This window comes from Clostridium sp. CTA-19, from assembly GCF_054767855.1.
Map to the genome: position 1 here is coordinate 47,336 of NZ_BAAABH010000013.1, position 12,921 is coordinate 60,256.

Genomic DNA, 12,921 nt, shown 5'->3' on the forward strand with positions numbered 1-12,921 from the left:
TGGAGCTAGCAATAGGAATCGAACCTACAACCTGCTGATTACAAATCAGCTGCTCTACCGTTGAGCCATGCTAGCGTGTTATTTTTAGTCGGTAACTTCGACAAGGTTTATTTTATAATTTTGTAGTATTTTTTTCAAATCCAAATTTAGCCTTTACAAGCAATTATTTTAAATTTATTCTTACTTTCTATGTTTATCTCTCTTTTCCTTATCAATTTACTTTGTTAAATTTAAAGTAAATTTAGAATTCTTCAGTTATTTCTTTATTCATAAAAGGTTTGGCAATCTCTTTGGCTTCTTTAATTTCTTCTTCAGTTAAATATTTCTCTAATACAGTTATGATTTTTTTTACACCTAAATCTTTATTTTCATAATTTAAATATTTAACTATATTATTAAATTCTTTTTTAGGTACCTTATATGCGAATGTTATTAGTTTTTTCTTTTCCGATAAAGATACTTGTTTTAATACTTCCTTTGCTTCTGCTCGCACTAGTTCTGCCCCTAACTTTTTCTTATTTTTATTGTAAGAATCAAATTCACCTTCTATTGAAATATTAATGTCATTCTCAGTTTCTTCCACATCGTCATAAAAAGGTCTTTTATTTTTATACTTCATCTCACCATCATAAGCAACAGCATCATTACCATTATCTACACTACTATTGTGTTTTATATCTTCTTTAGTATGCTCTTTATTTTTTTTCTTATTAAAAATTAAAGGTTCTGAATAGCTTTTGTTTTGATTTTCTTTTATACTTTCATCTTTTTTTTCAGTTTCTTCAGTTGCTATATTAATTTCATTTTTTATACTTAAATACTCATTATTTCTGTAAAACATTAATATAGTACAACTATACATTATAGTACACAAAATTATTATACATGAATATATTTTTTTTATAATTATCACTCCCAGTTAATATTATGAACATAAAAAAATTTAGATATACTTAATTATTAACAAATGCAAAGACTCATATTCAACTGTGTACTTACATAAAAAAATATTTTTACTTTTTTCTAAATGTTTATAATCACATTCCATTTTTTTGCATATATATTATTAAGCGTATTTTTAATATTTTTACATTTATACAAATATTATAGAAGATAATAATTAAATTTTATTTTGTATAAATCAATTTTAAGTTGATACTTAAATTTTTTAAAATGAATCACAATTCTCTAGGAGGTGCAATCAGTGGCTAAAATTAAAACCCATTATAAAAATCCCCTAGCTTATTACAACTTAGCTACTTTTATTAAAGATTATTTAGATGAAGATACTATCATTATATGTATAGGTACAGATAGATGCATAGGCGATTGTTTAGGTCCACTAGTTGGAACTTGTTTAAAAGAAAATTTTTTCCCTCTACCTGTTTATGGAACAATTTCTGATCCTATACATGCATTAAACTTAGAAAATAAGCTAACCGAAATTAAACTTAAACATCCTAATTCAAAAATAATAGGAATTGATGCTTGTCTAGGGCCACATTCAAGTATAGGTGAAATACAAGCAAGAGATTTTTCTATAAACCCTGGCAAAGGTGTTGGAAAATTACTTCCACCAGTAGGAGATATGTCTTTAATAGGAATTATTGATTCTAGTGATGATACAGAACTGTTTACAAATCGAAATATAAGATTAAACCTGATTATGCAATTATCCAAGGTTATAACAAAAGCCCTTTTACATTCATATTATTTAGCTTTTGATAACTCATCTTTTATTTAAAGTTCCCATAATTTGAAATAATAAAATGACACAGTAAGAAACTGTGTCATTTTATTAATTAAATTATTAATAAAAAGATAGGTCTTGTCCTCCAAATGAGTCGCCCATTTTATCTATAAATTCTAACGCTTTACCTGTTCCTATTGCAACACATGAAACAGAATTCTCTGCTACATATACTGGTACTTTTGTATAGTCTTGTACCAATTTATCTAAGCCATCTAAAAGTGCTCCTCCGCCAGTCATAACTATACCTTTTTCCGCGATATCTGCTGCTAATTCTGGTGGCGTTTTTTCTAGTACAGCATGAGTACATTCAGCAATTGAAGCTACTGCTTCTCGTAAAGCTTCTCTCATTTCTGTAGAATTGACAGTTATATTTTTAGGAAGACCTGTAATTAAATCTCTTCCTCTTATATCCATGTCAATTTCTTCATCTTTTTTATAAGCTGATCCTATGTTTATCTTTAAATCTTCAGCAGTTCTTTCACCTATCATTAATTTGTGTTTTTTTCTTATGTATTTAATTATAGCATCATCAAAATTATCTCCTGCTACTTTGATAGATTCTCTAACTACCATTCCACCTAAAGATATAACAGCTATATCTGTAGTTCCTCCACCAATATCTATTACCATATTTCCACTAGCTTTAGAAATATCAAGTCCAGCTCCTATAGCTGCTGCTAATGGTTCCTCTATTAGATAAACCTTTTTAGCACCTGCATTTCTTGCTGCATCTTCAACAGCTCTTCTTTCAACTTCTGTAGATTCACATGGAACGCATACTACAACTCTTGGTGCTGCTTTCTTATTTCCACAAGCTTTTTTTATAAAATGTTCAAGCATTTTCTCTGTAACATCATAATCTGAAATAACACCATTTCTTAAAGGACGTATAGCAACTATGTTTCCTGGAGTTCTTCCTATCATTTTTCTAGCTTCTTCTCCAACTGCTAAAACCTTATTTGCATTTTTTTCAATTGCTACAACTGAAGGCTCTTTTAATATAACGCCTTTTCCTTTCATATAAACAAGTACTGTAGCTGTTCCTAAATCTATTCCCATGTCTGTTCCCATACCGAAAAAAAACATACTTTAATTCACTCCTGCTCTTTCGTATTTTAACTAAAAGTTTAGCTTTAAACTAAATAACTCTTATATTGTCTAATTATAATACGAAAGCCTTTATCCTTCAATTGTTTTATATTTCATCTGTGTAGCTTTTCCACCTCTAATGTGTCTTTCTGCCTTATTTAAGTCCAATACATTTTTAGCTTCTTCTGCAATTTGAGCATTGATTTTAGGTAATCTTTCGGTCATGTCTTTGTGTATAGTACTTTTACTTACACCAAATACAGTTGCAGTTTTTCTTATAGTTTCTTGTGATTCAATTATATATCTTGCAACTTGCAATACTCTTTCTTCAATGTAGTCTTTCAACGTGTTGCCTCCTTAATCCTTATATATTTATAAATATGCTTATATTTCCACATAAATTACTTATGTATAAGCCATTCTCTGAATAATTCAGAAAATGGCTTTAATAATACTAACTATTTTTTATAATTTACATATTTACTAGGATCTATGTTTTCACCATCTTTTAAAACTTCAAAATGTAAGTGAGAACCATATTCTTCATATGCAAATGTAGTTGTGTTTCCAACTTTACCAATTTCTTGAGAACCTTTTACTGAATCTCCTTTTTTTACAGCTACTTTTTCTTGCAAATTAGAATATCTACTTACAATTCCATTTTGGTGATCTATTTCAACATATGTTCCTTCTGATGAAGTATCTACATTTTTAATAACACCATTCATCATTGCAACTACAGGTGTACCTTCTTCAACTTTTACATCTATACCAAAGTGTGGTCTGTAGTCTTTAGTTGAAGACATGTAAACAGGGTCTTCTGTGTATGAACGAGCTAAACTTCCATCTACTGGTTTAACTGATTCACTATCTGTTGCATTTGAAACTGATTGACTTTCTGCATTTTTTTGAACTTGTACTTCTGGAACTGCTTTAAGCTCCTCTTTTTTTACTTGTAACGCATCATTATAAGTTTTAGGTTCTACAGTTGCTCCATTAGTTTGTTTGTCCTCTTTTGTTTCTTTATTTGCCTTTTGTTCCATTGCTGGTAATTGAGCCACATCTCTTTTATCCTTAGATGTTGTTAATATTGTTACTGTTGCTACTGCACATAGGCAAACAAATAAAATTACATAAAATCCTTCCTTTTTAAAAAATTGTTTAAATTTTGTTTTCTTATCCATAAAAACACCTCCACTAGTATTGTTGTCCTATCTTTTTAAGTTAATTCACTTTTGTTATTATTTTTTCTCGTTTTTTTTCGACTTTTTTCTTATATGTTTTAAAAAATAAAGAACTCATGATAACCATGAGTTCTTATAGGCTTTTAAATTTTAATTTTAACTTATATCTCAATCAAATAAGGATTCTTTAAGTTAGATAAACCATATACTAGTGGATAGTTATGGACGTATTCAGTTTGCATCCCTTATCACTATATTATTTTTTATTTATTTGTTCTAAAGTTATTCCTGTATAATAGTGCTGTAATATATCCTTATAGGTTTTTCCTTCACTAGCCATATTATTAGCTCCCCATTGACTCATACCTACTCCATGGCCAAAACCTGTACAGCTTATCTCCATGTCATTATCTAAATAGTTTATTTCAAAGTTAGCAGAATTAAGACCATAAAGACTTCTAAATTTAGGCCCACTGATAGTTGCTGTTCCTAATTTTATACTCTTTATACTTCCACCATCAGTTCTTTCTAAAATTTTTATTTGATCTTTTATATTATTTAATGACATATTGGCATTATACTCACTATTAGCTTTTTCAATAAAATCTGCATAGGAAATTGAAACTACGCTTTTATATCTTGGTGCATTTTCTTCTCCTTTACTTTCAACACTTCTTAAATATGGTAGCGCGTTTACAAAAACATCTTCTGAGTTTTCAGTTTTTCCACTACTAGTAGAAAAGTAGTACGCTCCACTAGCAAGTCCTCCATCATAAGATAAGACTTGTCCTTTTGTAGCGTTTACAGCTTCTTCTACCTTTTTCCAGTTACTTTCTCCTTTAACACCCCACATTTGAATTTTTTCCTCTTTGCTTAGATATACCTGACAATGAGTTGTATCACAAAGATCTGATCCATTACTTTTATTACACCCACCACCAATAGCTTTCGTATGAGCTACTGTATATGTTCTAGCGGCTACTGCTTGAGCTTTTAATGCTTCTATTTCAAAATTTATTGGCATTTCACTACTTATAACTCCTTTAATATATTCTTCTATAGGTAGTTCAACCACTCTGTCTTGCTTAGTCAAATAAACTTTAACTTTATCCACATTTATATCCTCTACTAAATTTTTTTTAGCCACTTTATTTTCTTTTATATCCCTTTTGCCAATTTCAAAAGAACTAATATCATTATTTTTTTCTTTAATATTCCCTCCTAATATAAAATAAGTTGATGCAAGTAAGAACATAACCCCTAGTGCTACAAATGTTAAAACCGATATTATCTGCGACGCCATTTTTTCACTTATACCTACACTATGAGCATTTAACTTAAATTTATTTTTTAAATTTCTCATTTTATCCTCCTCTCGTTTTACAAGTTAAAACTTTAAATAATAGGCTATTTGTTCTTTTTATTCAAAGTTTATTAAAAAAAGTTATTAAATATAACATCTTTTTTAAAATATCTATATAAATTTTAAAATTTAATTTTTTATAATTATCTTTTTATTAGAAGCAAATCAATATCTTTTAAAAATGAATAAAAAAATAGTCACTCATAAAATTTGAGTAACTATTTTTCAAATTAAATTTCTTCCTCTATATTTATCCTTTTAATATCAGCACCTAACTTTTGAAATTTCTTTTCAATTTCAACATATCCTCTATCTATATGGTATATATCTGCTATTGTGGTTTTTCCCTTTGCACACAGTCCTGCTAATATTAAACAAGCTCCTGCTCTTAAATCTGTTGCCTTAACTTCAGCACCTGTTAAAGATTTTACACCTTCCACAACTGCACATCGTCCATCTATTTTTATATTTGCACCCATTCTTACCAGTTCTCTCACATGCATAAATCTATTTTCAAAAATAGTTTCTGTTATCATACTAGTACCCTTAACAATGCTTAATAGGCTCATCATTTGAGCTTGCATATCAGTAGGGAATCCAGGGTATGGCATAGTTTTTATATCTATTGGGTTTAAATCTGTGCTTCCATCTATAACAATAGTATTTTTACTTGCTTCTATTTTTACTCCCATTTCCTTCATTTTTGCTATTACTGGTTTTAAATATTCTTCATTTACATTAGTTAATTTTATTTTACTTTTAGTTATTGCAGCAGCAATCATAAATGTTCCTGCTTCTATTCTATCAAAAATAGGAGTATATTCTGTTCCCATAAGTTTATCCACTCCAACTATTCTTATGGTATCTGTGCCTTCTCCATAAATCTTCGCACCCATACTCTTTAAAAAATTTGCAAGATCTATTATTTCTGGTTCTTCTGCTGCATTTTCAATTATAGTTTCACCTTCAGCTAGTGATGCAGCCATCATTATATTTTCAGTAGCTCCTACTGATGGAAAATCTAAATATATTTTTGCACCTTTAAGTTTATCTGCTTTAGCTTCAACAAACCCATGTTCTGTTCTAATCTCTGCTCCTAATGCAGTTAATCCTTTTAAATGCAGATCTATAGGTCTTGATCCTATATTACAACCTCCAGGCAACGATATCTTAAAATATCCGAATCTTGCAAGCATGGCTCCCATAATCAAAAATGATGCCCTCATTTTTCTTACTAACTCATTGCTAACTTCCTCTAAATTTAAATTTCTAGTATCTATTTCTATTTTATTATCTTTTCTTAAAATTACTTTAGCATTTAAAGATTGTAAGACTTCATAAAGTACATTAACATCTTCTAATTTAGGAATATTATTAAAAACACAAACACTATCACTTAATATAGTTGATGCAAGTATTGGTAATACTGAATTTTTAGCTGAACTAATCTCTACTTCGCCATTTAATCTTTTGCCACCTTTTATAATAAACTTTTCCATGTTATTCCTCCATAAATAGTGCTATTTTAAAAAGCTACAGTTATTTCTGGGGTTCCTATTATTAAATAATTTTCTCTGCTGTATTTCATAATAGCAAATTGAAAATCAATTTTTTTTCTAAAGATTTCTTTCGAATTATACATCTTAGTATTGCAAATAGTACTAAATCCATTCTCTAAAGGCACCGTTTCTAAATCTGTAGCCCCATTTTTATCTAAAAAATCTACTATATGCTTATTTAGCAAATTGCAATTTTCATCATCGAAACTAGATTTTACATATAAATATTGATTTATATGTTTTTCGTTTTTAAATGTGGTCTTTGTTAAATTCTTTAGAAAATCTAAATTATTATATTTTGTTTTTTGACTAACTGTCATTTTTATCATATTATCTTTATAATCAATTTTTTCTATAATTACATTAAGATTATCAATTTTAATTTCTATATAATCATTATGATTTTTAACAATTATTTTTTCTTTATCATAACCATAATAACTTATACTTTTCTTTAATTCTTCACAATAACTATTTATATCTTTTTCTTCATTAAATATAGTTTCAACTCCAACTTCAATAATTTCTGCTTTAGCTATATTTAAAACTTCACCAATTATATCTTTCTTATCTATAGCCTTTGAATTTATTGAATTTAAACAAACCAATATAAAAATCATAAAGATTGCTATAAACTTTTTTAAAAATTTCTCCATAACTATCCCTCCACTTTTAAAAGTATTGACAATAATTATTGCTTTATACACTGGCTTGTTTCAAATATAAGTTATTTAATTTTTTAAATTAGAAATAAGATAACATAATTGGTTATTATAGATTTTATGTTTATAACTTATATACATTTATATCTATAATCTTTTATGTTATCCTAATTAATATAGTGAAACATGCCCAAATTTTAGCTTATCTATATTTATAATTATAGTTATAAAATTTAGTGATTTTTGAGCATTTACTCACTGTTAAGGGTGTCTAAAATCTTCAATGTATAAATTAAAATGTCATTTTAGAATACTATACAATAAACTAAATAAATATATAGATTATAACTAAAGTTATAATTTAGCTTTTTTATAAATTTATAGAAATTTTGAATATATATTATTAATATATATTTTTTTCCTCTTTTTGTGCATATTAGTGGTTTTTTTACAATATATATATCTAAAAATAATGCTACCTTTAATCAAGATAGCATTATTTTTATGTAAACATAGATGAAAATGGAGCTACTTCTTTTAAAGTTTCTAATGCTTTGTCTAATTGCAAATACTCTTTTCCCTCTATATTAACTGTATTATTTTTAAATGTTTTGACAGTTTGATTGTATTGATTAACTAAATTTATTTTTGATGCATCTGATATTCTAATATTTTCATTTGGATTTTCAGTTCTATTATTCATTTTTTATTCCTCCTAACATAATACAATTATTTATAATAAAATTAACTTTTTTATTAAATTATATTGTTATTATGCTTATAAAGTATTTACTTTATCCTTAATATTTGTTAAGTTATTATTCCACTTTTTCTATTTATTGAAAAAAAATATCGCCTTTAAAATTATTTAAAGGCGATATCTTTATAAATTCAATCTTAATAATGATCTTTTAAGAGCTAATTCAGCTCTTTTTACATCTATTTCATTTTTATTTTTAAGTCTATCTTCTGCTCTTTTCTTAGCCGATTCAGCCCTTTTCTTATCTATATCTTCAGGCCACTCAGCAGCATTACATAAAATAGTTACTTCATTCTTTCTAACTTTAATAACTCCACTTGATGTAAAACACTTATATTCTTTACCATTTACATCTTGAAAGTTAACTATAGTTGGAATAACCTCGGATACCATAGCCATATGATTTGGTAATATACCAAATTTACCATCACTACTTTCTGAGCTTAACTTTACAACATTACCATTATAAAGCTCTTTATCTGGGGTTACTATTATAAGCTTAAAACTATTTTCCATAATATAACCGTCATTGTAAAATGTTAAAATTTAATCATCTTACTTCCTAATTCATCAAGTCCATCTTATTATATAAATAAAATGAATGGTCTGACTTTCCAAAGGCTTAAACTCCCCGCTTTAACAGGTACTAATCAATACTTCATTGCTTTTGGACGGAATCCTTTCTATAAATATTGACCATAATTATATAGAATTTATTCTGATAAAGTTTTAGCTTTTTCTATAGCTTCTTCTATTGTTCCAACAAATAAAAATGCCGCTTCTGGAAGAGCATCATGCTTACCTTCTAATATCTCTTTGAACCCTTTTATAGTTTCTTTTAATGGTACATATTTTCCTTTTATTCCAGTAAATTGCTCACCAACTGTAAAAGGTTGAGATAAGAATCTTTGTACTTTTCTCGCTCTACTAACTACTATCTTATCTTCATCAGAAAGTTCGTCTACACCTAATATTGCTATAATATCTTGTAACTCTTTATATCTTTCTAATATGTGTTTAACTTTAGTTGCTACACCATAATGATCTTCTCCTATAATTCTTGGATCTAGCATTCTTGATGATGATTCTAAAGGATCAACTGCTGGGTATATACCCAACTCAACTATAGCTCTTGATAAAACTGTAGTTGCATCTAAGTGAGCAAACGTAGTTGCTGGCGCTGGGTCTGTTAAATCGTCTGCTGGAACGTAAACAGCTTGAACAGATGTTATAGAACCATTTTTAGTAGAAGTTATTCTTTCTTGTAATGCTCCCATTTCTGTTGCAAGTGTTGGTTGGTATCCAACGGCACTTGGTATTCTTCCAAGCAATGCTGATACCTCAGATCCCGCTTGGGTAAATCTAAATATGTTATCTATGAATAATAACACATCTTGACCTTGATCTCTAAAATACTCTGACATTGTAAGTCCTGTTAGAGCAACTCTCATTCTAGCTCCTGGAGACTCATTCATCTGACCAAATACAAGAGCTGTTTTGTCTATAACTCCTGATTCTTTCATTTCATGATAAAGGTCATTACCTTCTCTTGTTCTTTCTCCAACTCCAGTAAATACAGAAAGTCCTCCATGTTGCTTAGCTATGTTATTTATAAGCTCTTGGATTAAAACTGTTTTACCAACTCCAGCTCCACCAAATAGACCTATTTTTCCACCACGCTGATATGGCGCTAAAAGATCTATTACTTTTATTCCTGTTTCAAATACTTCTGGTTCCACTGATTGCTCTTCAAATGAAGGTGCTGATCTGTGAATTGTATACAGGTTTTGTGCTTCAAAGTTACCTTCTTCATCTATAGGTTTTCCTAATACATTAAATAATCTTCCTAAAACTGAATCTCCTACTGGTACTTGTATTCCTTTTCCAGTATCTACAGCTTTAAGTCCTCTTTTTAATCCTTCAGTGTTTTCCATAGCAATTGTTCTTACTATATCATCACCTATATGTTGTTCTACTTCAGCTATTATAGTTCTTCCATCCATTTTTATCTCTATAGCATTGTATATATTTGGAAGTGAACCCGCTTCAAACTTTATATCTATAACCGGTCCTATAATTTGTACAACGGTTCCTATTTTTTGTGACATATTATCCCTCCAATCTAACTAATTCTAGTTTTGTGCTTCTGCTCCACCTACTATTTCCGAAATTTCCTGTGTTATAGCACTCTGTCTTATTCTATTATATTTCAAGTTAAGTTTTTCTAACAAATCATCAGAATTTTTTGTAGCACCTTCCATAGCTTCCATTCTGTAACTTTGTTCACTACATTTTGCATGAATCATAGAATTTAATATTTTACTTGTAAAATATAAATTTACTACATTATCAAATAATATATCTGACCCATTTTCAAATTCTGCTTTTGATTCAATATTACTAAATTTACTCTTATCTATAGGTAATAATTGTTCAACTTCAATTTGCTTCTTTAATTGAGAAATAAATTTTGCATAAACAATATTCACTTCTGAAACTTCACCTTTTCTAAACATTTCAAATGCATCATTATACACAGTAGAAGCTTCTTTAGTAGTTGGAAGATCGCCAACTTCTATATACTCAGCCATAGTCTCTAGTTTGTATCTTCTAGCAAACGATCTTCCTTTCTCTCCCACCATTAAAATAAGAGCATTTTCTCTATCATTTCGAGTAATTTCTGCAACATGAGAAATCATAGAACTGTTAAAGGAGCCACATAAACCCATATCGGAGGTAAGCACAATATATAACTTCTTGGAACTTTTATTACTTTTGGTATAAATATTTTCCTCTTCATAACTATTAACTACTTCTGCAAATACATCTTCACATTGCTTAAAATAATCATTATTTGAAGATAATTTTTCCCTAACTTTTCTTAATTTTGAGGTAGAAACTAAGCCTAATGCCTTTGTTATTTTCTTGGTATTATTTATAGACTTAATTCTTCTCTTTATCTCAACAAGTCCTGCTGCGCCCATTTTCTCACCTCTATAGTTCTACTAAAAATTTTTGTTTAAACTCCTTTATGCCCTCTACAAGCTTTCCTTCTATTTCACTATCTAATTGTTTTCTTTCTTTAATTAGATCAGGAACTTCTTTATGATAAGTATTCATAAACTCTAAGAATTGCTTTTCAAATAATCTTATTTTAGATACTGGTATATCCATTATATGTTCATTTACTCCAGCATATAGAATCATTATTTGATCTTCAACAGCCATTGGTACATATTGATCTTGTTTTAATATTTCTATTAATCTCTTACCTTTTTCAAGTCTTTTTTTAGTATCCTTATCAAGGTCAGATCCAAACTGTGCAAAAGATGCAAGTTCTCTGTATTGAGCAAGTTCTATTCTTAAAGTACCAGTTACTTGTTTCATAGCTTTAATTTGAGCACTTCCACCAACCCTTGAAACAGATATACCTGCATTAACTGCTGGTCTTTGTCCTGAATGGAATAAATCCGCTTCTAAGAATATCTGTCCATCTGTAATTGATATTACATTTGTTGGTATATATGCAGTTACATCTCCAGCTAATGTTTCAATTATAGGAAGCGCCGTTAATGAACCTGCACCTAATTTATCAGAAAGTTTTGCTGCTCTTTCAAGTAATCTTGAATGAAGATAGAAAACATCTCCTGGGTATGCTTCTCTTCCTGGTGGTCTACGAAGTAATAATGACATTGTTCTATAAGCTACTGCGTGTTTAGATAAGTCATCATATACTATTAATACGTCTTTTCCTTGATGCATAAAGTGTTCACCCATACTACAACCAGCAAATGGTGCTAAGTATTGTAATGGTGCTGATTCAGAAGCGCTAGCTGATACAACTATTGTATAATCTAAAGCTCCCATTTCTTCTAATGTATTAACAATATGTGCTACTGTTGACTGTTTTTGTCCTATAGCTACATATATACAAATTACATCTTTTCCTCTTTGATTTAAGATAGAATCTAAAGCTAATGCTGTTTTACCTGTTTGTCTATCTCCAATTATTAACTCTCTTTGTCCTTTTCCTATTGGAATCATTGTGTCAATTGCCTTTATTCCAGTTTGCATAGGTTGCTTTACTGATTGACGTTCAATAACTCCTGGTGCATTAACCTCAACTGGTCTATGAGCTTCTGCATTTATTGGACCTTTTCCATCTATTGGATTTCCTAATGGATCAACTACTCTTCCTAGTAAATCAGCTCCAACTGGAACTTCAACTACTCTTCCAGTTCTATTTACTATATCTCCTTCTTTTATGCCCTCTTCTGACCCAAGCAAAACACAACCTACGTTGTCTTGTTCTAGGTTTAAAGCCATTCCATAAACATTGTTTGGAAATTCTAAAAGTTCACCTTCAAGACAATCATCTAAACCATAAACTCTAGCTATTCCATCACCTATTTGGATAATTGTTCCTGCGTCTACAGTATTTATTTTATTTTCATACTTCTCTAATTCTTTTTTTAGTATAGACGTTATTTCTCCTGGTTTTATATGCATATTCTCACCTCAATCCTGTATAAAGATGCCTTTATAAATTTT

Annotated in this window: 13 protein-coding genes and 1 tRNA gene; 1 reads left to right on the plus strand and 13 read right to left on the minus strand. The window is 29.1% G+C overall.

Translation table 11 applies throughout. From position 1 onward, the window contains the following. Together ACYUE0_RS08975 and ACYUE0_RS08980 are read right to left on the minus strand one after the other, a co-directional pair. Nucleotides 1-75: transfer RNA gene (locus ACYUE0_RS08975), tRNA-Thr, on the minus strand. Between the two features lie 166 nt (nucleotides 76-241). Beyond that, nucleotides 242-841, minus strand: a complete 600-nt coding sequence (locus tag ACYUE0_RS08980; RefSeq protein WP_460270276.1) for a hypothetical protein — start codon at nucleotides 839-841, stop codon at nucleotides 242-244. Nucleotides 842-1,204: 363 nt separating this feature from the next. Between ACYUE0_RS08980 and yyaC the strand changes: the two genes are divergently transcribed. Further along, nucleotides 1,205-1,744, plus strand: coding sequence for a spore protease YyaC (gene yyaC, locus ACYUE0_RS08985; RefSeq protein WP_460270277.1), 540 nt, complete (start codon nucleotides 1,205-1,207; stop codon nucleotides 1,742-1,744). 66 nt (nucleotides 1,745-1,810) lie between these two features. Here the strand turns inward: yyaC and mreB are convergent, their stop codons facing one another. The 11 genes from mreB to atpA form a co-directional block, all read right to left on the minus strand. Next, nucleotides 1,811-2,839 carry a rod shape-determining protein gene (gene mreB / locus ACYUE0_RS08990; RefSeq protein ID WP_010293776.1) on the minus strand — a complete coding sequence of 343 codons (1,029 nt, stop codon included), beginning with the start codon at nucleotides 2,837-2,839 and terminating at the stop codon, nucleotides 1,811-1,813. Between the two features lie 93 nt (nucleotides 2,840-2,932). Then, nucleotides 2,933-3,187, minus strand: a complete 255-nt coding sequence (spoIIID, locus tag ACYUE0_RS08995; protein WP_010293777.1) for a sporulation transcriptional regulator SpoIIID — start codon at nucleotides 3,185-3,187, stop codon at nucleotides 2,933-2,935. Between the two features lie 113 nt (nucleotides 3,188-3,300). Then, a complete protein-coding gene (locus ACYUE0_RS09000) occupies nucleotides 3,301-4,026 on the minus strand; it encodes a M23 family metallopeptidase (RefSeq protein ID WP_061996148.1) in 726 nt (241 codons plus the stop codon). Between the two features lie 256 nt (nucleotides 4,027-4,282). Next, nucleotides 4,283-5,389 (minus strand): stage II sporulation protein D, encoded by a 1,107-nt coding sequence (gene spoIID, locus ACYUE0_RS09005; RefSeq protein ID WP_460270279.1) that lies wholly within the window; start codon nucleotides 5,387-5,389, stop codon nucleotides 4,283-4,285. Nucleotides 5,390-5,619: 230 nt separating this feature from the next. Continuing rightward, complete coding sequence (murA, locus tag ACYUE0_RS09010; protein WP_061996150.1) at nucleotides 5,620-6,888, minus strand: UDP-N-acetylglucosamine 1-carboxyvinyltransferase; 1,269 nt, start codon at nucleotides 6,886-6,888, stop codon at nucleotides 5,620-5,622. Nucleotides 6,889-6,914: 26 nt separating this feature from the next. Then, nucleotides 6,915-7,604, minus strand: coding sequence for a hypothetical protein (locus ACYUE0_RS09015; RefSeq protein WP_460270280.1), 690 nt, complete (start codon nucleotides 7,602-7,604; stop codon nucleotides 6,915-6,917). Between the two features lie 508 nt (nucleotides 7,605-8,112). Beyond that, nucleotides 8,113-8,313, minus strand: a complete 201-nt coding sequence (locus tag ACYUE0_RS09020; protein WP_061996152.1) for a hypothetical protein — start codon at nucleotides 8,311-8,313, stop codon at nucleotides 8,113-8,115. Nucleotides 8,314-8,493: 180 nt separating this feature from the next. Further along, on the minus strand, nucleotides 8,494-8,886 hold the full coding sequence (locus tag ACYUE0_RS09025; protein WP_061996153.1) for a F0F1 ATP synthase subunit epsilon: 393 nt from the start codon (nucleotides 8,884-8,886) through the stop codon (nucleotides 8,494-8,496). A 197-nt stretch (nucleotides 8,887-9,083) separates the two neighbouring features. After that, nucleotides 9,084-10,478 carry a F0F1 ATP synthase subunit beta gene (gene atpD, locus ACYUE0_RS09030; RefSeq protein WP_061996154.1) on the minus strand — a complete coding sequence of 465 codons (1,395 nt, stop codon included), beginning with the start codon at nucleotides 10,476-10,478 and terminating at the stop codon, nucleotides 9,084-9,086. Nucleotides 10,479-10,502: 24 nt separating this feature from the next. Continuing rightward, nucleotides 10,503-11,354: an ATP synthase F1 subunit gamma gene (atpG, locus tag ACYUE0_RS09035; protein ID WP_460270282.1), complete on the minus strand. Its 852-nt coding sequence runs from the start codon at nucleotides 11,352-11,354 to the stop codon at nucleotides 10,503-10,505. A 10-nt stretch (nucleotides 11,355-11,364) separates the two neighbouring features. Further along, nucleotides 11,365-12,879, minus strand: coding sequence for a F0F1 ATP synthase subunit alpha (gene atpA, locus ACYUE0_RS09040; RefSeq protein WP_199870652.1), 1,515 nt, complete (start codon nucleotides 12,877-12,879; stop codon nucleotides 11,365-11,367). Between the last annotated feature and the right edge of the window lie 42 nt (nucleotides 12,880-12,921).